Origin of the sequence: Stenotrophomonas maltophilia, from assembly GCF_001676385.1 — a bacterium.
GTDB lineage: Bacteria > Pseudomonadota > Gammaproteobacteria > Xanthomonadales > Xanthomonadaceae > Stenotrophomonas > Stenotrophomonas maltophilia_J.
Map to the genome: position 1 here is coordinate 283,681 of NZ_LYVJ01000002.1, position 21,655 is coordinate 305,335.

Annotated in this window: 15 protein-coding genes; 7 read left to right on the top strand and 8 right to left on the bottom strand. The window is 67.3% G+C overall.

The features are described 5' to 3' along the window. Nucleotides 1–133: 133 nt before the first annotated feature. Both A9K58_RS03620 and A9K58_RS03625 read right to left on the bottom strand, forming a co-directional pair. On the bottom strand, nucleotides 134–2,212 hold the full coding sequence (locus A9K58_RS03620; protein ID WP_065198028.1) for an alpha/beta hydrolase family protein: 2,079 nt from the start codon (nucleotides 2,210–2,212) through the stop codon (nucleotides 134–136). Nucleotides 2,213–2,463: 251 nt separating this feature from the next. Then, nucleotides 2,464–4,428 (bottom strand): OPT family oligopeptide transporter, encoded by a 1,965-nt coding sequence (locus A9K58_RS03625; protein WP_065198029.1) that lies wholly within the window; start codon nucleotides 4,426–4,428, stop codon nucleotides 2,464–2,466. A gap of 200 nt (nucleotides 4,429–4,628) precedes the next feature. On the opposite strand from A9K58_RS03625, the gene A9K58_RS03630 reads away from it, so the two are divergent. Beyond that, entirely contained in the window at nucleotides 4,629–5,777 is a 1,149-nt protein-coding gene (locus tag A9K58_RS03630) for an acetyltransferase domain-containing protein (protein ID WP_065198030.1), read from the top strand. 109 nt (nucleotides 5,778–5,886) lie between these two features. Further along, the gene (locus tag A9K58_RS03635) at nucleotides 5,887–7,641 is read left to right on the top strand and encodes a peptide MFS transporter (RefSeq protein WP_065198031.1); all 1,755 of its coding nucleotides are present in this window, start codon (nucleotides 5,887–5,889) and stop codon (nucleotides 7,639–7,641) included. A gap of 52 nt (nucleotides 7,642–7,693) precedes the next feature. Here A9K58_RS03635 and A9K58_RS03640 read toward each other — a convergent pair whose 3' ends face one another. Both A9K58_RS03640 and A9K58_RS03645 read right to left on the bottom strand, forming a co-directional pair. Next, on the bottom strand, nucleotides 7,694–9,670 hold the full coding sequence (locus A9K58_RS03640) for an alpha/beta hydrolase family protein (protein WP_065198032.1): 1,977 nt from the start codon (nucleotides 9,668–9,670) through the stop codon (nucleotides 7,694–7,696). A 168-nt stretch (nucleotides 9,671–9,838) separates the two neighbouring features. Continuing rightward, nucleotides 9,839–10,474, bottom strand: a complete 636-nt coding sequence (locus tag A9K58_RS03645) for a LysE/ArgO family amino acid transporter (protein ID WP_065198033.1) — start codon at nucleotides 10,472–10,474, stop codon at nucleotides 9,839–9,841. Nucleotides 10,475–10,613: 139 nt separating this feature from the next. Between A9K58_RS03645 and A9K58_RS03650 the strand changes: the two genes are divergently transcribed. The 5 genes from A9K58_RS03650 (at nucleotide 10,614) to A9K58_RS03670 (ending at nucleotide 17,932) form a co-directional block, all read left to right on the top strand. Then, nucleotides 10,614–11,519 carry a LysR family transcriptional regulator ArgP gene (locus A9K58_RS03650; RefSeq protein WP_065198034.1) on the top strand — a complete coding sequence of 302 codons (906 nt, stop codon included), beginning with the start codon at nucleotides 10,614–10,616 and terminating at the stop codon, nucleotides 11,517–11,519. A 169-nt stretch (nucleotides 11,520–11,688) separates the two neighbouring features. Continuing rightward, the gene (locus tag A9K58_RS03655) at nucleotides 11,689–12,273 is read left to right on the top strand and encodes a hypothetical protein (RefSeq protein ID WP_065198035.1); all 585 of its coding nucleotides are present in this window, start codon (nucleotides 11,689–11,691) and stop codon (nucleotides 12,271–12,273) included. A gap of 257 nt (nucleotides 12,274–12,530) precedes the next feature. Continuing rightward, nucleotides 12,531–14,231, top strand: coding sequence for a malate dehydrogenase (quinone) (gene mqo, locus A9K58_RS03660; protein WP_065198036.1), 1,701 nt, complete (start codon nucleotides 12,531–12,533; stop codon nucleotides 14,229–14,231). Between the two features lie 325 nt (nucleotides 14,232–14,556). Then, complete coding sequence (locus A9K58_RS03665) at nucleotides 14,557–16,749, top strand: TonB-dependent siderophore receptor (RefSeq protein WP_065198037.1); 2,193 nt, start codon at nucleotides 14,557–14,559, stop codon at nucleotides 16,747–16,749. Nucleotides 16,750–16,984: 235 nt separating this feature from the next. Continuing rightward, the gene (locus A9K58_RS03670) at nucleotides 16,985–17,932 is read left to right on the top strand and encodes a nucleoside hydrolase (protein WP_065198145.1); all 948 of its coding nucleotides are present in this window, start codon (nucleotides 16,985–16,987) and stop codon (nucleotides 17,930–17,932) included. Between the two features lie 202 nt (nucleotides 17,933–18,134). Here A9K58_RS03670 and A9K58_RS03675 read toward each other — a convergent pair whose 3' ends face one another. Genes A9K58_RS03675 through A9K58_RS03690 form a run of 4 tightly spaced genes read right to left on the bottom strand, consistent with a single transcriptional unit; the run spans nucleotide 18,135 to nucleotide 21,613 of the window. Next, on the bottom strand, nucleotides 18,135–19,478 hold the full coding sequence (locus A9K58_RS03675; protein WP_065198038.1) for a sensor histidine kinase: 1,344 nt from the start codon (nucleotides 19,476–19,478) through the stop codon (nucleotides 18,135–18,137). Next, on the bottom strand, nucleotides 19,475–20,215 hold the full coding sequence (locus A9K58_RS03680; RefSeq protein WP_065198039.1) for a response regulator: 741 nt from the start codon (nucleotides 20,213–20,215) through the stop codon (nucleotides 19,475–19,477). The genes A9K58_RS03675 and A9K58_RS03680 overlap by 4 nt, the downstream gene beginning before the upstream one ends. 57 nt (nucleotides 20,216–20,272) lie before the next feature. Further along, nucleotides 20,273–20,815, bottom strand: a complete 543-nt coding sequence (locus tag A9K58_RS03685) for a redoxin family protein (protein WP_065198040.1) — start codon at nucleotides 20,813–20,815, stop codon at nucleotides 20,273–20,275. A 3-nt stretch (nucleotides 20,816–20,818) separates the two neighbouring features. Next, nucleotides 20,819–21,613, bottom strand: a complete 795-nt coding sequence (locus tag A9K58_RS03690; protein WP_065198041.1) for an alpha/beta fold hydrolase — start codon at nucleotides 21,611–21,613, stop codon at nucleotides 20,819–20,821. Nucleotides 21,614–21,655 lie beyond the last annotated feature (42 nt).

Here is a 21,655-nt window from a genome sequence, read left to right on the forward strand (position 1 = left end):
CTCTGGTAGAGCCGGCCGCTGGCCGGCTGCTGTTGGCGGCAGATCAGGAAGGTGTGCCGACCAACGGTCGGCACCCACCGGTAAAGCAGATGGTGAAACAGAAGTGCCGCCCCGGAGGGCGGCGCCGCAACCATCAGTTGCCGATGTGCTGCTTCAGCCAGGCATTGACGGTGTCATGCCACAGGATGCTGTTGTGCGGCTTCAGCACCCAGTGGTTCTCGTCCGGGAAGTACAGGAACTTCGATTCGATGCCCTGGCGCTGGGCCGCGGTGAACGCGGCCAGGCCCTGCTCGACCGGAATGCGGAAGTCCTGCTGGCCGTGGATGACCAGGATCGGCTTCTTCCAGTCCGCCACGTGGTTGACCGGATTGAACTTCTCGTAGTTCGCGGCCTTCTGGTACGGCGTGCCACCCTGCTCCCACTCGGTGAACCACAGTTCTTCGGTGGCGTAGCCCATCATGCGCTGGTCGAACACGCCATCATGGTTGACCAGGCACTTGAACGGGCTGTTCCAGTTGCCGGCGATCCAGTTGACCATGAAGCCGCCGTAGCTGGCGCCCAGCGCACAGGCCTTGTCACCGTTGAGGAAGGAATACTTCTTCAGCGCCGCATCCCAGCCCTTCTGCAGGTCTTCCAGCGGGCGGTCGCCCCAGTGCTGGCTGATCGCATCGGTGAACGCCTGGCCATAGCCGGTGGAACCGTGGAAGTCGATCATCACCACGGCGTAGCCCTGGCCGGCGTAGGTCTGCGGGTTCCAGCGGTAGCTCCAGCCGTTGCCGAAGCTGCCTTGCGGGCCGCCGTGGATCAGGAACGCGACCGGGTACGACTTGCCTTCCTGGTAGTTGTGCGGCTTGACCACATAGCCATGCACGGTGTCGTTGTTCCAGCCCTTGAACTCGAACTGCTCGTAGTCACCGAAGGACACCTCCTTCAGAACCTCGCCGGCCGACGGCGTCAGCGCGCGCAGCTCACCCATCGGCTGGCCGGACGCCGGCAGCAGGCCGACCAGTACCTGGTCGTTGCTCTTCAGGCTGTTGCGGGTGATCGCAATGCTGTTGGCCGCCACGTCGACCGAGGTCACGCTGCCGTCGCCGATCAGCTTGGTGGCCCTGCCACTGGCCACGTCGATCTGGAACAGCGGGTGCTCGCCGAGGTCATCGGCGGTGGTGTAGATGCTGGCGCCGTCGGCGGAAAGGCTGATGCCGCCGGCCGAACGATCCCACTCCGGCGCGATTTCGCGGGCCTTGCCGCTGGCCAGGTCCAGCGCCATCAGGCCGAAGCGGTCGGCCTCGAAGCCCGGGCGCTTCATCGCGCGGTAGAACAGGGTCTTGCCGTCGGCACTGAACACCGGGCCGGCATCCCAGGCCGGGTTCGAGGCTGTCAGGTTGACCGGTGCCTGCTTGCCGGCGGCGTCGAATCGGAACAGGTCGAAGTTGGTCGACCACGGCTCCTGCCTGCCGGCCACGCGGATGCTGGCGACGACGCTGGTGCCGTCGGGCGACCAGGTGAAGTCATCGTTGCCACCGAACGGCTTGGACGGCGCATCCCCGTCGATGGTCGCGCTCAGCGCCGAGGCGCCCTTGACCGGGGTGGCCTTGTCCGCCGGCAGCGGAGCCACGAACAGCGTGTTGCGGCGGCCGTCGTTCCAGGCGTCCCAGTGGCGCACGAACAGCGAATCCCACACCTGGCCACTGGCCTTGGCGTCCTTGTTCTCCTTCAACTTCTTCTCGGTGCACGCCAGGTCCGAGGCACAGGCCTGGAACACGCCGGCGCTGAACAGCACGCGGTCGTCCTGCGGCGACACGTGATAACTGTCGACATCAACCGGGAAATCGGTCAGCTGGCGAGGAGTGCCACCGTTGATCGGCTGGGCATACAGCTGCTGGCTGCCATTCTTCGCGCTGAGGAAATAGACGGTGCGGCCATCGGCCGACAGCGAGGCGGAGTTGACGCTCCAGCCAGCCGGGGTGATCTGCTTCGGCGGTGCTGCGTCGCGGGTGCGCAGGTTGCGCGCGAACAGCGCGGTGCTGGCCTTCAGATTGGCATCGACGCTGCGCTTGGCGAACACCACGGTGCCACCGTCTGCGGTCAGCACCGGCGCGGAAACGCGGTCCATCGCCACCATGTCGCGGACTTCCAGGCCACGGGCAGCGGCAACACTGGGCAGGGCGGCCAGCAGGCTCAGTGGCAGCAGGGCTTGACGCAGTTTCATCGGGGTCTCCGCAGGACGGCAAAAAACCGATGGTAGGGCCGCGCGGCCGGGGCTGCCAAGGCCATCGGTCATGGCCGCCCGTGGGGGTCGGCCGCGCCGCCAGAGAATGCAAACCACGCCGTAGCGCGGTTCGTGGGGGCGCGCCGGGGTCGGATCCGATTGCGCAGGAATGGCTCTGACCCCAGCCCGGCCACCGGCGGCAAACCTGGAGTCAGAGCCCTTCCCTGCAGGAAGGGATCGGACCCCATCCCTTACGCCACGGCGCGCTTGCCGGTGCGGTAGATCAGCCAACCGACCAGGAACAGCACCACCAGGCCGATCCACTGCGCGGCCGGCAGCGAGAACGGCACGGCCAGCACATCGGCACTGCCGCTGGCCACGATCGGAATCGCAATGGCGATGCCCATCAGGGCCTCGCCGGTGATCAGGCCGGCGGCGAACAGCACGCCCGGCTTGTGCACGCGGTCGCGGCCTTCCTCGTCATCGGCGCGGACCTTGTGGAAGCGCTCGACCAGGTGCGCGATCAGGCCACCCAGGAAAATCGGCACCATCAGTTCCAACGGCAGGTAGATGCCGATGGCAGCGGCCAGCACCGGTACGCGGAAACGGGCATTGCGCGATTTCAGCCAGCTGTCCAGTGCGATGATGGCCGCGCCGATGACCGCACCGATACCGATGAAGGTCCACGGCAGCTCGCCGCCGAACAGACCCTTGGCCACCGAGGCCATCAGGTTGGCCTGCGGGGCAGCCAGTGCGTTGGGATGCTCGGCCGTCGGTGCACCGATGCCATACGCGGTTGCCAGCAGGTTCAACACCGGCGCCATGATCAGCGCACAGGAGAACGCGCCGATGCCCAGCATCAACTGCTGCTTCCAGGGCGTGGCACCGACGATGTAGCCCGCCTTGAGGTCCTGCAGGTTGTCGCCACCGACGGCAGCGGCACAGCACACCACCGCGCCGATCATGATCGCGGCCACCGCGCCCAGCGGCGCGCCGAAGGCGCCGACCGGCTGCAGGCCGTCCTTGCCCAGCAGCACGACCAGCACGGCCGAGGCGAACAGGATGGTGGAAATGGTGATACCCGAGACCGGGTTGTTGGACGAACCGATCAGGCCAGCCAGGTAAGCCGACACCGACACGAACAGGAAACCGGCCACGATCATGATGATCGTCATCGGGATCGACACGTGCCACTGGCCGACGATGGCCTGGTACAGGGCCAGCAGCGGCAGCACGAAGGCGACCAGGGCGACCAGCATCCACTTCATCGGCAGGTCGCGCTCGGTGTGCGCCAGCACCGGGCCACCACTCTTGCGCGCCGCCGCGAAGCCGCTCTTGACGCCGTTGAGCAGCGACTTGCGCAGCGAGATCAGGGTCCAGATGCCGCCGATCAGCATCGCACCGACGCCAAGGTAGCGGATCTTCGCGCTCCAGATCGCGAACGCCGCATCGGTGGACGAGGCACCCGCAATGGCGCTGGCCAGGCCCGGATCGGCCTGGGTGAAGAACGCCTGGTACAGCGGAATGGCGATGTGCCACGACAGGATCGAGCCGGACACCACCACGATGCCGACGTTCAGGCCGACGATGTAGCCCACCCCCAGCAGCGCCGGCGACAGGTTGGTGCCGATGAAGGCGGTGATCTTCGAACTGCCGACATACGCCGAGGTCGCCCAGGCATCGGGGATCAGCCGCATGCCACTGGCCGCAGCCAGCTTCACGAAGGCGCCGATCACCGCCGACAGGCCGAGGATCTTCAGGCCCGGGCCCGGGTTCTCGCCGGCCTTGAGCACTTCGGCCGCGGCCTTGCCCTCCGGGAACGGCAACGGGTCTTCGACGATCATCGAACGGCGCAGCGGCACGGAGAACAACACGCCCAGCAGGCCACCCAGGCCAGCGATGCCCAGCACCCACCAGTACTTGAAATCCGGCCAGTAGCCCATGATCACCAGCGCCGGGATGGTGAAGATCACACCGGCAGCAATCGACGAACCGGCCGAGGCGCCAGTCTGCACGATGTTGTTTTCAAGGATGGAGCCACCGCCCAGCAGGCGCAGCACGCCCATGGAGATGACCGCGGCGGGAATGGCGGTGGCGATGGTCAGGCCTGCGAACAGGCCGAGGTAGGCGTTTGCGGCCGACAGCACCACCGCCAGCACGATGGCCAGGGCCACTGCGCGGAAGGTGAGCTGCTTGGGCGCAGCGTCGTGGTTCATGGAAGCCCCTGCTGGCAAAAAATCCCTGCCACGCTAGCGTTCAGGGCAGATCAAGTCCAGCGTGCCAAAGGATGGGGGCGCGTGCGGGAGTGCACTGGGGCGCATGCGGACCGGGAACCGACCAAGGTGGCAAAGTCCGGCTGGGCACCATGCAAATGATATGTTATATCTTAATATTACCCGGTTTCCTGCGCCGCCGCATGCCCCCTTCCCCCTCTCCCCGCCTGGCCTCCATCGACCAGTTGCGCGGCACCGTGATGCTGTTGATGCTGCTCGACCACGTACGCGAGACCTTTTTCCTGCAGCACCAGGTGAGTGACCCGATGGATGCGGCCACGGTCTCCCCTGCACTGTTCGCCTGCCGCCTGCTGGCCCACCTGTGTGCCCCGGTGTTCGTGCTGCTCACCGGGCTTTCGGCCTGGCTGTACGGCCAGCGCCAGGCCGACCCACGCCGGGCCACCGCCGCCTTCCTGCTCAAGCGCGGCCTGTTCCTGGTGGTGCTGGAACTGACCCTGGTGAACTTCGCCTGGACCTTCCAGATGCCGCCGGAAACGCTCTACCTGCAGGTGATCTGGGCCATCGGCCTGAGCATGATCGCGCTGGCCGGCCTGCTGTGGCTGCCGCGTGCTGCCCTGCTGGTGCTGGCAGTAGCGGTCGTGGCCGGGCACAACCTGTTCGACAGCCTGCGCGTGGAGGGCGGCGGCCTGCTGGCGGTGCTGTGGAAGGTGCTGCACCAGCGCGACTGGATCGAGGCCGGGCCTGTCCGGCTGCGCACCTCGTATCCGCTGCTGCCATGGGTCGGGGTGATCGTGCTCGGCTACCTGATGGGGCCCTGGTTCGCCCGCGAGCGCGCCCCGGCGCAGCGCCGGCGCTGGCTGCTGTGGGCAGGCGTCGGCGCGCTGGCGCTGTTCGCACTGCTGCGGTTCGCCAACGGATACGGGGACGCGCCATGGCAGCACCAGGCGGACATCCTGCGCACCTGGATGAGCATCTTCAACGTCACCAAGTACCCGCCGTCACTGCAGTTCCTGCTGCTGACCCTCGGCCTTGGCCTGCTGCTGTTGCGCCTGTACGAATGGCCACCGCTGGCGCGTGCGCTGCAGCCGATGGCCGGGATCGGTGCGGCACCGATGTTCTTCTACCTGCTGCATCTGTATGTGCTGAAGGGCCTGTACCTGGCAGCGCTGGCGGCCTGGGGCCCGACCCACGGCGACCTGTACGCGCTGGATTCGGTGAGCGGGCTGGTGCTGGTGGCCTGTGCGCTGGCCGTGGCGCTGTACCTGCCGACGCGGGCCTTCGCGCGGTTCAAGGCACGGCGGCGTGACCTGGCGTGGTTGCGGTACCTGTGATCGCTGGCGGCCGGTTGAGCGCCATCCACGCATGGCGTGGATCGACCAGCGGCTGCCCGCCCCCGCACAGGGGCCTATAATCGCGCCCTTTCCGCTGTCCCCGCCGTCGATGACTGCTGCCGCTCCTGCTTCCGACGACTTCCTGGGCCATCCCAAGGGCGTCTACGTCTGCTTCTTCACCGAAATGTGGGAGCGCTTCTCCTTCTACGGCATGAAGGCGCTGCTGCTGCTGTACCTCACCAAGTACCACCTGTTCGGCGACAAGGCCGGCCTGGACCTGCTCGGCGCCTACGGCGGCCTGGTGTACTGCATCCCCGTGTTCGGCGGCATGCTGGCCGACCGCTGGCTGGGCATGCGCCGGGCGGTGCTGTTCGGCGGCATCCTGCTGGTGCTCGGACACCTCGGCATGGCCTTCGAGGGCCACGCGGCATACCGGGTCAACGGCGAAGTGGTGCGCGACACCTCGGCGCTGGCGGTGACCTACCTGTCGCTGGCGCTGATCATCATGGGTGTCGGCTTCCTGAAGCCGAACATCTCCACCATCGTCGGCAAGCTGTACGCCAAGGACGACCCGCGCCGCGACTCGGGCTTCTCGCTGTTCTACGCAGGCATCAACCTCGGTGCATTGTTCTCTTCGCTGGTCTGCGGCTTCCTCGGCGAGGCCTATGGCTGGAAGTACGGTTTTGGCGCGGCCGGCATCGGCATGCTGGCCGGCCTGGCGATGTTCCTGTGGGGCCAGAAATACCTGCAGGGCCACGCCGAGCCGCCGCAGCCGGCAGCGCTGAAACAGAAGGTGCTGGGCCTGCCGCGCGAATGGCTGATCTACCTGTGCGCGGTGCTCGGTGTGCTGCCGGTCGCCTGGCTGATGTGGGCCGCCGGCAATGGCGCGTTCGCGCTGGGCGGTGAAATCAGCCTGGCACTGATGCTGATGCTGGTGGTGCTGGGTGGCGTGCTGCTCTGGTTCGCCTGGTTCACGGGTACGCAGTGCACGCCGGTGCAGCGCCAGCAGATGATCGCGCTGATGGTGCTGATCTTCCTGGCACTGGTGTTCTTCACGATGTATGAGCAGTCCTACGGTTCGTGGGTGACCTTCACCGACCGCCTGCTGACCAAGGACATCGTGCCATCTCTGGTGATCACTGGCGGCACTCCGCTGCCGTGGTCGATCCTCTCGCTGCTGCTGGCACCGCTGGGTTTCGTGGTCAGCGCACGCCTGTCCGAACGGCGCCCGGGTTCCGCCGCGCCGCGCACCTTCTTCGCCGTGATCATTGCCCTGATGCTGGTGCTGCTGGTGCGCGACTGCCTGGTGATTCCGCAGACCGCCGGTTCGCTGACCTACCTCGGCGGCCTGTTCCTGGTGCTGCTGGCACCGGCTTTCGCCGCGTTGTGGACCTGGATGGACCGTCGCGGCTGGGAACCGGGCAAGCCGGTGAAGTCGGCCTGGGGCCTGGTGATCAGTGCGCTGTCGTTCGTGCCGTTGGCGCTGGCCGCGCAGCAGGTTGCTGCCACCGGCGAGATGGCCAGCGTGTGGTGGCTGGTGCTGGCCTATTTCCTGCTGGCCAGCGGCGAGATGTGCCTGTCACCGGTCGGGCTGTCGGCAGTCACCCAGTTGGCGGTACCGCGGGTGATGAGCCTGATGATGGGCACCTGGTTCCTGGCCACCGCGTTCTCGGAAACGTTGGCGGCACTGTTCGGCAAGCTGGCCGCGATCGAGGTGCCGGAAGGCGGATCGCTGGACAGGGTGGCGGCCGCCGGTGCCTATGCGCACCTGTTCTGGCTGCTGATGTGGATCGGCCTGGGCTGTGCCCTGGCGGCCTTCGTCGCCGCGCCGCTGCTGAAGCGGATGATGCACGGGGTGAAGTAGGTCCGCGCGGGCCGGAAGGCGGCGGCGGATCGATCATCCGCCGCCGCCCGTGTCAGGGCGCCTTGTCCATGACAGGAGTTGCGCGGGTGGCGGTCTTTCCACCCAGGCTGCGGGAAAGGAAGGCCAGCAGCCTGCTGTAGTACTCCTGCTTATGCTCGGGCCGGTAGAAGCCGTGCCCCTCGGTGCGGTAATACAGGCTCTCCACCGGCGAGCCGGCGTTCTTCAATGCGGCCTCCATCCGCTCGGTGTGCTTGATCGGCGCACGCGTGTCTTCGCCGCCGGCAGCAAGGAAGACCGGTACCTTCACCTGTGCAGCCAGGCTCACTGGCGAGCGGCCAGCGAGGGTCTTCGGATCGCCGACCCACTCGTGCTGCCAGGTCAGGGCCGAATCACTCAGGTCACCGCTGAACATCAACGGCAGGTCGTACACGCCTACATAACCGGCCGCACACTGGTACAGCCCAGGCTCGCGGATGGCGCCCATCATCGCCGCGTAGGCCCCGTAACTGGCGCCATAGATGCAGATGCGGTTGCGGTCGGCGATGCCATCTGCAATGGCCCAGCGCGTGGCATCGGTGACATCGTCCTGCATGGCCGCGCCCCACTGCTTCGCGCCGGCCTGGGTGAAGGCGCGCCCGTAGTTGGCCGATCCCCGGAAGTTGACCTGCAGCACCGCATACCCTGCCGCCGCCAGCATCTGCGCTTCGCTGTCGTAACTGCCTTCGTCGAATACGCCGATGGGCCCGCCATGCGGCAGCACCACCAGCGGCAGGTTGCGGCCATCGCTGCCGTGGGGCACGGTGAGGAAGCCATGCAGCGGCAGGCCGTCACGTGCCTTCACCGAGAACGGGCGCACGCTCGCGGCCAGCTTCGGATCGATCCATTCGCTACGGCTGAGCAGGTGCTCCGCGGTCCTGGCCCGGGTATCGAACAGGTAGAAATCCCCGGGATTGCTGCCGGACCAGACCTGCACGACCACCTTGGCGCCATCGCGGGTGCTGGAGGTGATGAACACCGGACCGCCGAACGCCGCTTCAAGGCTGCGGTATTGGCGCGCCTCCGCCCCCTTCTCGTCGAAGAACCGCGTGCGCGGCACGTCGCCGACATAGAGCGCGCCCACCGGTACACGGGTGCCTGGGCGGAAGATGATCGCGTAGGGGTCGACCACGCCGTCACGCAGCACCTCGCGGCGCTCGCCGGTCTGCGGGTTCCAGCTGACGATGGCGTCAGGCCCGCTGTCCTGCTGGACCTGCAGGTAGGCCAGCGAGCCATCCTCGGAGAAGCCGAGCGCACTTTCGACCCTGTGGCTGAGCGATTCGTCATTGACCAGCGACCACTGCGCATTGGCCCCGGCACGGTAATACAGCTTGTTGACGTTGTCCGAGGCTGCACCGTGCGCGAACCGCACTTCGCCCTGCAGGTCGGTGGTGAAATCCGCCCGCTGCACCGGCGAGCCGGAGATGCGCACACGGCGCCCGCTGACCACATCAAGCCGTTCGACCCGGGTGTAAGGGTCTTCGGCAAACGGCCATACCGCGATCAGCACGTTGCGGTCATCGGCGGGCAGTTCATCGGTGAGGAACGCCGCCACAGCTTCCACCTTCTTCGGCTGGATGCGCGTGCCCAGCCCGCGTCCCTGCACGCGGTAACCCACCAGCAGCTCGCCGCCCTTGCCGTCGACATTGACGCCGTAGAGTTCACCGGTCGGTTGCGGCGTATCGAGTGTGCCCAGCTTTTCGGCCAGGCCGACCAGCAACCGCTCGTTGCTCACCCATTGAAACGAATCTGCGTGGTTTCTCGACGGCGGGCGCAGTACTCCCGCCGGCCTGCGATCGGACGTGCGCAGGATGACCAGCGCGGTGGAATCCTCCAGCGGCACCGTACCGGCGATGTAATCGCCGTCAGGCGAGATCTTGATATCGGAAAACGCCTCCGGTTTCAGGTACTTGCCCAGATCCACCTCGCCGGTACCCGCCGACGCCCCCCCCACCACCGCGCACAACAGCGCGGCGAACAGTGTCCTTCGCATCCTTCCCCCTCTCTGCCCGGACACCCTGTCCAGGTTGGCCGATTCTAGGCGCGCGCGCGGCCCGCACACCAGCGGGCGAAAAAAGCGACGGCACCGTTGCCGGTGCCGTCGCTACCACTACCTTGGAGAGAGAGTCAGGACGTGGGTTCGGGGGGGCGTGCGCCGGGGTCAGTGGACCCCGCGCACGGCCAACGTCAGGGCCAGGATGCTGAGGATCACGGCGATGCTGCCGTCCAGCACGCGCCAGGTGCTGGGCTTGGTGAACAGGGGTGCCAGCAGGCGGGCACCGAGGCCCTGCGCGGTCAGCCACAGGCAACTGGCGGTGACCACACCGGCCGCGAAGGCCATGCGCGCGTTGCCGAAATTCTCGGCGATCGAGCCGATCACCATCATGTCCAGCCAGAAATGCGGATTGATCAGCGAAAAGCCGACCGCCGCCATCAGCACCGCACGACGGCTGCCGTCATCGCTGTCGGCGTCGCCCATGCCGCCGCCCCCGGCGATCGCCCGGCGCGCCGACTTCATCGCGTACCAGGCCAGGAACGCCACGCCGGTCCAAAGCACGGCGCTGGTCAGCCATGGCAGGGCCGAGGTGAGCGTGCGCAGGCCGGCCACGCTGGCAAAGATGAAGATCGCGTCGATGGCGGCACAGGTGGCCACCACCGGCACGATGTGCTTGCGCAGGATGCCCTGGCGCAGGATGAAGGCGCTCTGGGCGCCGACCACGGCGAACAGGCCGATGCCGGTAGCTGCACCAGAGAACCAGGCACCGAGGCCGGTGCTGGCGGAGATGACCGAGAACATGGGATTCACTGCCTTGTCTTGCTTGGGGGGGACGGTGCCTCGCAAAGGCGGACAGCACCGGAACGGGCGCCATTGTCGCGTCGCAACATGGAAAAGACGAGCTAAACTTCCTAAACCAACATTAGCGGAGCTTAATACGATGCGTATCGATCATGCCCAGCTGCGCGCCCTGGCTGCGGTGATCCGCGAAGGCAGCTTCGATCGCGCCGCGCAGTCGCTGAATGTCACGCCCTCCGCCATCTCGCAGCGGGTCAAGGCGCTGGAGGACCGGGTCGGGCGACTGCTGGTCAAGCGCGGCACGCCGGCCACCGCCACCGCCGAAGGCCAGGTGCTGGTGCAGCTGGCCGAACAGACCGCCCTGCTCGAACACGATGCGCTGCACCGGATGGGCCTGGCCGACGAGGACCTTCCCCAGGCCAGCATCCCGGTGGCGGTGAACCACGACAGCCTGGAAACCTGGTTCCCGCAGGCGGCCTACCAGTTCGCACAGACCACCGGCACCACCCTGGACCTGCGCGTGGAAGACCAGGACCACACCGTGGAGCTGCTGCGCCAGGGCACGGTGCTGGGCGCGGTGACCACGCTGGATGAGCCAGTCCAGGGTTGCCAGATCCATGCGCTGGGCAGCATCCGCTACGCGGCGACCTGCACGCCCGGGTTCCGCGAGCGCCACTTCGCCAAGGGCGTGACCGCGCAGGCGCTGGCCCAGGCGCCGGTACTGGTGTTCAACCGCAAGGACGAAATGCAGTCTCGCTTTGCCCGGCGCATGGCCGGGGACGACCTGCCCAGCACCGCGCCGACCTGGTGGATTCCCTCCACCCGTGCGTTCGTGCAGGCCAACCTGGGCGGCATGGGCTGGACCATGAACCCGTTGCCGCTGGTCAAGCGCCACCTGGACGCGGGCCGCCTGGTCTACGTGCGGCAGCGCGCGTGGGAAGACGTGCCGCTGTACTGGCAGCACTGGAAGGGCGACGTGCAGACCATGGCCCTGCTGACCCGGGCAGTGCTGGATGCCTCCTCGGCGCTGGTGCGTCGCAGGCGCTGACGCTGGCCAGCCAAAAGGGGACGGAGGGGATTAAGTCGCTTCTGCCGTGCAGGTCGTATTGGCCTTATACGACTTAATCCCCTCCGTCCCTTTTTTCTCCGCGTGACCGGGGTCCGTTCCGGGTCGCCCGGTTGTGCCAGCATCGGAGCATCCGACACGGAGCGCCGCGATGCAGACCGATCCGTTGTTCCTGCACATCCGGGTGGTGATGGGCATCATCCTTGGCCTGTCGATCACCACCGTGCTCAAGGGCCTGGCACAGATCATCGAGCATCCCCGGCGCCGCGGCTGCTCGGCCCTGCACCTGGGCTGGGTGGCGTGGACGCTGATATCGCTGGTGACCTTCTGGTGGTGGGAATTCCGCCTCATCGAGGTGCACCGCTGGACGTTTGAAACCTACCTGTTCGTGATCGTCTACTGCGCGACCTGGTTCCTGCTGTGCGCGCTGCTGTTTCCCGACGACCTGCGCGAATACGGCAGCTACGGGAACTACCTGATGCAACGGCGGCGCTGGATCTTCAGCGTGATTGCTGCGCTGACCCTGCTTGACCTGGTCGATACCGCCATCAAGGGCAGCAGCCGCTGGAAGCTGCTGGGAACCGCGTACCCATTGCATGCCGCGCTGATGCTGGCGGTGGCCGTGCTCGGCTGGCGGCTGCGCAGCCGCCGCGCACAGCTGCGCCTGGTGCTGGCAACGCTGGCCTACCAGATCGGCTACTTCGCCGTGGAGTACTTCACCGTCGGCAGTGACTGACCCGGCTGCCTGCACTCCCGGGAAACGCCTTCGCCGCCACGCGGCCGGGCGGCATCGGCATCCGCAGGGACGGCAGCGTCGCCGGGCATGGCCTGGCGCTACGGTAGAGGGCCGCCGGCCGGATGCTGCGTTGCACCAAAACCGGACCGGATCCGGTTAAAATCGCGTCGGGATGCTGCAAGGCGTTGTTTCTTCACGCCCTTTCCCTGCCCCACGCGCATCCTGACCCCTTCCCCTCCGCCAACGATCCCGCCCCCATGAAGAAATTTGGCAAGGCTCTTCTCGCCCTGCTCGTGCTGCTGTTGCTGGCCGCCGCGCTGTTCCTGTACTGGCCGCTGACCCAGCGCTCGGTGCCCGCCGCCAGCAACGACAAGCCCGTCGATGTGGTGCTGGTCGGCGCCGGCATCATGAGCATCACCCTGGCCACCTACCTGCAGGAACTGCAGCCGGACTGGAACATCCAGGTCTACGAACGCCTCGACGGCGTCGCCGGTGAAAGCTCCGACGGCTGGAACAACGCCGGCACCGGCCACTCGGCGTTCGCCGAACTCAACTACACCCCGGAGCTGCCCGACGGCAGCATCGAGACCAAGCGTGCGGTCGGCATCGCCGAATCGTTCGAGGTCTCGCGCCAGTTCTGGTCGCACCAGGTGAAGCAGGGCCGGCTGAGCCAGCCCAGCGACTTCATCAACCCGACGCCGCACATGAGCTTCGTCTGGGGCGATGACAACATCGCCTACCTGCACAAGCGCCAGCAGGCCCTGGTGAAGAACCCGCTGTTCTACGGCATGCAGTACTCCGAGGACCCGGCACAGATCAGGCAGTGGGCACCGCTGCTGATGGAAGGCCGTGACCCGAAGCAGAGGGTCGCCGCAACGTGGATGCCCCTGGGCACCGACGTCAACTTCGGCGTGATCACCCGCCAGCTGACCGCCGGCCTGCAGCGCAGCCCGAACTTCAGCCTGCACCTGAACCATGAAGTGACCGCGCTGCGGCAGAACGCTGACAAGAGCTGGAACGTGACGGTGAAGGACCTCAAGGCCGGCACCGAGACCACCACCCACACGCGCTTCGTATTCATCGGTGCCGGCGGCGCCGCACTGAAGCTGCTGCAGATGTCCGGCATTCCGGAATCGAAGGACTACGCCGGCTTCCCGGTCGGCGGCCAGTTCCTCGCCTTCCAGGGCCAGGACGTGACCTCTCGCCATGGCGTGAAAGCCTACGGCATGGCCGAGACCGGTTCGCCGCCGATGTCCGTGCCGCACCTGGACGCACGCAAGCTGGACGGCAAGCCGGTGGTGCTGTTCGGGCCGTTCGCGCTGTACAGCACCAAGTTCCTCAAGCACGGCTCGTGGTGGGATCTGTACTCCTCGGTCACCCACAACAACGTTGGCCCGATGCTGGAAGTGGGCAAGGACAACCTCGACCTGGTGCAGTACCTGATGGGCCAGGCGCGCCTGGACGATGCCGATCGCCAGGCCGAACTGGTGAAGTACTTCCCCAACGCCAAGCCGGGCGACTGGAAGCTCATCACCGCCGGCCAGCGCGTGCAGATCATCAAGCGTGACCCCCTGAAGGGCCCGGTGTTGCAGTTCGGCACCGAGATCGTGACCGACAGGGACCACACCATTGCCGCCCTGCTCGGTGCCTCGCCGGGCGCGTCGACCTCGCCGCCGATCATGTTGGACCTGATGGCCAAGGCCTTCCCGGAGCAGATGAAGGGCGGCTGGGAAGCCCGCCTGCGCGAGATCGTGCCGTCGTACGGGCGCAAGCTCAACGACAGCGCCGCGCTGGTCAACGAGATCCGTTCGATGACCAGCCAGGCGCTGCATCTGCCCTACCTGGAAGTGCCGGTGGATGCGAACGCAGCATCGCCCACGCCGGCTGTGGTACCGGCAGTGGTTCCGGCACCGGCCAAGGAAAAGCGCAACGCCAATGAGGAACTGCAGGCGCTGTAAGCCCGCACATTCCTTCCGATGCAGGCGGACGGCCACCTTCGGGTGGCCGTTCGCGTTTGGGCCACTCCCTGCTGTAGAGCCGAGCCCATGCTCGGCTACGGCAAAAAAGCAGCCGAGCATGGCTCGGCTCCACAGAAAGCGATGCCCCGTGCCGGAAACCCTGCGCCCAATGACAAGAATTGTAATGTTGTTAAGAATTATTTACATTTGCACCCCGCGCAGTGACCGCGCTTTTCAGCAGACGGACCTGACCGTGCCCGAAGCCGCCGCCCGGGTGCCGGACGACTGTTGCCGCCCTTCCCCGCCTCCACGCTTCGAGCCCACCATGTCCCCGAACTTCCACAACCGCCTGCCCCGCCGCGCGCTGCTACCGGCCGCCCTGCTTTCGTCGCTGGCCCTGCTGGCCCCCTCCAGCGCGTTCGCCGCCGCCGACGGCGCTGCCGACGCCAAGACGCTGGATCGGATCAGCGTGCGCGCCGAACAGTCGGCACCGCCGGCCAGCACCACGCGCCTGCCGATCACCCTGCAGGAGACCCCGCAGTCGGCCACCGCGATCAGCCTGCAGCGGCTGCAGGACGAATCGCTGTTCAGCATCAACGACGTGATGCGCAACGTGACCGGCGTCAGCGTGTCCTTCTATGACACGCAGCGCCCGCTGTACTACGCGCGCGGCTTCGTCATCACCGACTTCCAGGTCGACGGCATTCCCACCTACAGCGGCTCGACCAACCAGGAGTACGACACCGCCTTCTACGACCGCATCGAAGTGATCCGCGGTGCCAACGGCCTGCTCAGCGGCGCGGGTGTGCCGTCGGCCACGGTCAACCTGCTGCGCAAGCGACCGGGCAAGGAATTCGACGCGTCGTTCTCGGTGAGCGCCGGCAGTTGGGACTACCGCCGCATGGAAGCCGACGTGACCGCACCGCTGACCGATGACGGCCGCTTCCGCAGCCGCGTGGTCGCCGCCTACACCGATCGTGGGCTGTACTACGACCGCTACGACGAGAACAAGATGGCCGGCATGGCGGTGCTGGAAGGTGATGTCACCGACAGTACCACGGTCACCGTCGGCTACCAGACCCAGGACAACAACCCGATGGGCTCCACGTGGGGCACCGTGCCGTTCTTCGACAGCCAGGGCAACTTCGCGCACCTGCCGCGCTCGACCAACCTGTCGCCGGAATGGAGCTACTGGAAGCGCGAGAGCAACACCGCCTTCGCCAACCTGGAACAGCGATTCGGCGACCACTGGCTGTTGAAGGTCAATACCGCCTACACCCGCGGCAACGTGCAGAACGTGCGCCTGTACGGCACCGGCAACCCCGACCCGGTGACCGGCTCGGGCATTTTCCTGCGCGCCGCCGCGGGTGATTCCAAGGACACCCGCCGCAATGTCGATGCCTACCTGACCGGCAGCTTCCCGCTGTTCGGCCGCGACCACGACCTCACCATCGGCGCGCAATGGTCGGACCTGGAAGGCACCACGAATACCGTGGCGCTGAACTTCCCGGGCGACTGGGCAACCTGCGGGCGTGAACGCTGCTACTACATCCCCAACGTGTACTCCTGGAACGGCGACATTTCCGAGGTCACCTACCAGCGCACCGGCGCACGCCGCGTAGCCAAGACCACGCAAAGCGGCGTCTATCTGGCCACCCGCCTGCGCCTGGCCGATCCGTTGTCGCTGATCGCCGGTGCGCGCCTGAGCCGCTGGGAAACCCTCACCCGCTCCTACAACGCCGCCGGCGCCTATACCGGCACCAGCGGTGCGTACAAGGTGAGCGATGAAGTCACTCCGTACGTGGGCCTGGTCTACGAGATCACCCCGAACGTGTCGGCCTATGCCAGCTACACCGAGATCTTCAATCCGCAGAACTACAAGGACCGCAACGAGAACCTGCTGGCGCCGGTGCAGGGTTCGAACCTGGAGGCGGGCATCAAGACGCAGTGGTTCGACGGCCGCCTGACCGCCAATGCCGCCGTGTTCGAGGCCAAGCAGGACAACTATGCAGTGCGTGACATGGGCGTGCCGGAAGGTTCGCTCAGCGACGGCACGTCGGCCTACATCGGCGTCAACGGCACCAAGGCGCGTGGCTGGGAGATGGACGTCAACGGCGAGATCCTGCCGGGCTGGACGGTCAATGCCGGCTACACCCACGTCAAGGTGACCCGCGCGGCCACCGACCTGCTGTACGCCAACCCGCCCGAGGACCTGCTGCAGCTCAACACCCAGCTGCAGCTGCGCGGCGCGCTGCAGCGACTGAGCATTGGCGGTGGCGTGCAGTGGCAGAGCAAGGTGCAGGGCTACAACATCGCCTACCCCCTCGGCGGCACCGTGACGGTGAACCAGCCCGCCTATTCGCTGGTGCAGTTCAACGCCAACTACCGCATCAACGACAACTGGACCGCAACCCTGAGCGTGCGCAACGCGCTGGACAAGACCTACTGGGCGAACCTGGACTACAACAACTACGGCGAACCGCGCTTCGTCGCAGCCAGCCTGCGGTGGACGTTCTGAGGCATTGATCCGCCTCCGGCGGGTGCCGGACGGGATTCCATCCCGCCTGCTCCCGGGGAGCGCCGGCGGGCAGAGGCGGCCGTGGCATGCATCCAGCCGCTGGTGGGGCACCCGCACCCCGGGTCCGTGTTGCGGCATTGGCCCTGCCTGTCATGAAGATGGGACAATGCAGGGCGCGCCGGCCTGCTCCCAGGCCGCCGGTGTCCCCCGCACCACACGGAAGAAGAACAACAACATGCTGAAAGTCATTTTCGATACCGACCCGGGCGTCGACGACGCCCTGGCGCTGCTGTACCTGCACAAGCATCCGCAGATCGACCTGATCGGCGTGACCACCACCTTCGGCAATGCCTCGGTGGAGTCGACCACCCACAACGCCCTCTTCCTGAAGCAGGCCTGGGGCTTTGCCGCCCCGATCGCGCGCGGCGCCGCCGGCCCGCTGCAGCCGGAAGCCACCCCCGAAGCCTGGCCGGTGCATATCCATGGCCATAACGGCCTGGGCAACTACCCGGTGCCGGAGCATCTGGACGCCGCCGCCGATGCACGTCCGGCCCACCAGCTGATCATCGATCTGGTCCGTGCCCACCCGGGCGAAGTGACCCTGGTCGCCGTCGGCCGCATGACCAACCTGGCGCTGGCCCTGCAGCAGGCTCCGGACATCGCCGGCCTGGTGCGTGGCGTGGTGATCATGGGAGGCGCCTTCCACGTCAACGGCAACATCACCCCGGCCGCCGAGGCCAACATCTGGGGCGATGCCGAAGCCGCCGATCGGGTGTTCACCGCGCAGTGGCCGGTCACCGCCATCGGCCTGGACGTGACCACCCGCGTGGAGATGGACCGCGATGGCCTGGATACGCTGGCCGCGATCGGCGGTGCCGATGCCGAGCTGGTGCGCGCACTGTCGCAGGATTACGTGGACTTCTACCTGCAGGCCGGGCACAAGGGCATGGTCGTGCATGACTGCTGTGCCTGCATCGCGCTGACCCGGCCGGAACTGTTCCAGTTCGAGCGCGCCAGCGTGCGCGTGGCCACTGACGGCCTCGCCCGTGGCATGACCATTCCCAAGCCGGAAGGCCTGGCCTTCGGCCCCAGCGTATGGGATGGCCACGTGCAGCAATCCATCGCCATCGGCGTGGACGCGGCTGCGGTACTGGCCGACATCGCGCAGACCCTGAAGGTCTGACTGCCTGGCCTGCGGTCCTGCCCGGGATCAACCCGGGCAGCGTCAACGGCTCCTGCGGGGCGGCCCCCCCCATCCGGCCGACCGTGCTTGTCCGAACACGCGATCAGGCTCACCTGCACCGGCACAGCCCGCGCCAGGAATGGAACGTGCCCTGCGCGCAGGCCGCTGCAACCCGGTCGCACCCTCTTCGCCGCGCAGGAAGTCAGCCCCCTTTGGCAACGGCAGGGGGTTCCGCCCCCGGCAACTGCAATACTGCCCGCAGGCCACCGCCTTCGCGGTTGTGCAGCTGCAGCGAGCCTCCCAGCGACTGCGCCAGCTGGACGGCGATGGCCAGCCCCAGGCCGGTGCCTCCGGTATCGCGGTTGCGCGAACCTTCCAGCCTGTGGAACGGAGCCAGCACGGCCTGCAGCTGGTCCTCGGGAATGCCCGGGCCACGATCGGAAACGCTGATCCATGCCTTGCCGGCCTGATCGCGCCCGGCAGCGACCTCGGCCGAACCGGCATAGCGCAGCGCGTTGTCGATCAGGTTGCCCACCACGCGCCGCAGGGGCTGCGGCCAGGTCCGCACGATCATTCCCTGCGCGGCGCCACCACTGACCGGCTTGCCCATGTCCTCATAGTCACCGACCACACTGGCCAGGAACGCCGCCAGGTCCATCGATACCGGCACGCCACTGGCCACATGGCTGCTGCGCGCATAGGCCACGCCTTCGCGCACCAGCTGCCCGAGGTGGTCCAGGTCCGCCAGCAGGCGCTGCTGGGTGTTGTCTTCCGGCAGGCTCTCCACCCGCAGCTTCATGCGCGTGATGGGCGTCTGCAGGTCATGCGAGATCGCGGCCAGGATCTGCAGGCGCTCACTGACGTGGCCGCGGATGCGTGCCTGCAGTGCATTGAGCGCGGCCGCCGCCCTCCCCACCTCCGCCGGACCATCTTCGGGCAGTGCGGGGCCCTCGCTGCCAGGCTGCAGGTGCTCCACCGCGCGCGACAGCTGCTTCAAGGGGCGCAATGCCAACCGCACCGCCAGCCAGGCGCACCCCAGCAGCAGCGCCAGCTGCACCAGCAGCACGACGGGAAGCCAGCGCGCCAGCGGCAGGCCGGACGGGGTGACTTCGATGGTCAGCGGCGTACCGTCATGCAGGCGCAGTTCGACCTCGAACCGCTCAGGCAGGCGCGCCAGCTGGCGCGCCTGCAGCGGATAGCGATGCTGCAGGCTGTCGTCGATGATGGCGGTGACCTGGCGTGCACGGTCGGTCTCCAGCGCAGGACCGGCCAGCGCCGGGCGCAACAGATAACGGTAGGTACGCCGCTCCAGCCGCGGAATCCAGGCCTCGCGCTGGTCCGCCGGCAGGTGCTCGAGCAGCGCGACACTGACGGCGACGTCCTCATCCAGGTTGCGCAGCATCATGCTGCGGGTGGACTGGTAGCGCTCGAAGAACAACAGCCCGAACGACAGGGCGTGGGCCAGCGCCAATCCCCCCAGCAGCAGCAGCAGCAGGCGCGCCGACAACGTGCGCGGCCACCACGGAAGCCATGCGCCGCCGGTCATTCGTCCGGCCCCAGCAAGCGTACCGGCACACTGAACACATAGCCTTCGCTGCGTACGGTCTTGATGTAGATCGGTTCACGCGCGTCGTCGCCCAGGCGCTGCCGCACGCGGCTGACCAGCAGGTCGATCGAGCGGTCGAACAGCTCCGCATCGCGGCCCTGGGTGAGGCTGAGCAGCTGGTCGCGGCTGAGCACGCGGTTGGCGTGGTCAAGGAACACGCGGAGCAGGCGGAACTCGGCGCCGCTCAGCGGGTGGGCGGTGTCCTGGGCATCCAGCAGATGGCGTGCAGTGGTGTCCAGGCGCCAGTCGCCGAACGCCAGCTGGCGGCCGGCCTCGCTCACCTGCAGGTTCGGCGGCAGCATCTGCGTGCGCCGGATCACCGCGTTGATGCGCGCCAGCAGCTCGCGCGAGGAAAAGGGCTTGGTCACGTAGTCGTCCGCCCCCATCTCCAGGCCGATGATGCGATCGGTCTCATCATCGCGGGCCGTCAGCAGCACCACCGGCACCGCCCGATGCTTGCCGGCACGCAGGTTGCGGCACAGGCTCAGGCCATCCTCGCCCGGCATCATCACGTCCAGCACCACCAGGTCCACCGCATGCGTGTCCAGCAGCGTACGCATCGCCCGGCCACCGTCGGCCTGGCTCACGCGCAGGCCGTTGCGCTGCAGGTAGTCGGCCAGCATCTGGCGGATCTCGCTGTCATCGTCGACGACAAGGATGTGCGGTACGTGGTTCATCGCGTTCTCGATGGAGGCAAGGGACAAGGCCGCGCGGCGCGGCCATGGTAGCGCGGCTCAGGGGCTGGCCAGCAGGCGCTGGATCTCGCTTTCGGTACGTGCATAGTCGCCCTCGCCGTAATGGCGGTAGGCCACCCGTCCGTGCCGGTCGAGCAGGTACAGCGCCGGCCAGAAGCGGTTGCCCCAGGCGTTCCAGATCCGGTACTGGTTGTCCTGCACCACCGGCCAGGTGACATCCAATCGTGCGATGGCCTTGCGCACGTTGCCGGGCAGCCCTTCATAGGCGAACTCCGGCGTATGCACGCCGATCACCTTCAGGCCCCGTGCCGCGTAGCGCTCGTTCCACCGATGAACGTAAGGCGCCACGTTGAGGCAGTTGCTGCAGCTGTAGGTCCAGAACTCCACCAGCACCACCTGGCCGCGCAGTTGCTGCAACGCAATCGGTGGGCTGTTGTGCCAGGGCCCCCCGCCTTCGAATCCCATCGCGGGCGCGTCGACCGGCTGTGCACTGGCGTTCGCGCTGGGCCAGGCCAGCAACACTGCCGCGCCGCCCAGCAGGCCCAGCAGCAGCGGCAGCGCATAAGCACGAAGCGCGGCCACTGCTCAGCCCCCCTGCTCGGCCAGCGGCAGCTCCGCCGGCTTCACGCCCGCCGCCTCCAGGATGCTGTCGGCCACCTGCGCCGGATGCGAAAGCAACGACACGTGGCTGCTGCCGATCGACTGCAGCTGCGCGCCAATGCGGCGCGCCGTGGCGGCCTGCAACTGTGGCGACAACATGCGATCGTCGCGGCTGAGCACATACCAGCTCGGCTTGCTGCGCCATGCAGCGCTGGTGACCTTCTCACCGAGGGCCGACGCCTTCAACGGCACTTGCGTGCTGTACAGCAACGCAGCCGACTTCTTCATCACATCCGGCGCGAAGTCCCGGGCGATGGACTCGGCCGGCAATGTCAGGTAGCCGTCCTTCTCCTGCAGGCGGGCCAGGCCCGGGCTGGCCGGAAAACCTTCGCCCTGCTGCGCCGACGACTGGCCGGCATCCGGTGCGAACGCGGCCACGTATACCAGCGCCTGCACCTTAGGGTCGTTGCCCGCCTCGGTGATGACCGTGCCACCCCAGCTATGGCCGACCAGCACCACCTTGCCGGGCGCGGCGGCGATGGCGCGACGGGTGGCGGCTACGTCGTCGGCCAGCGAAGTGAGCGGATTCTGCACCGCCACCGCCGGCAGCTTCCAGTCATGCAGGGTGCTGATGACCTTGTTCCAGCTGGAGCCGTCGGCGAAGGCGCCGTGCACGAGGATCACCGTGGGCGGCGCGTCGGCCACGGCCTGCGCCGCGAAGGCGGGAGAAGCAGCGCCGGCAGCGACGAGAGCGGCGACAAGCAACGAGGTACGGATCATGGGTGGCACTCCGGGTTGGGAGTGGCCATTTCCGCTTGTGGG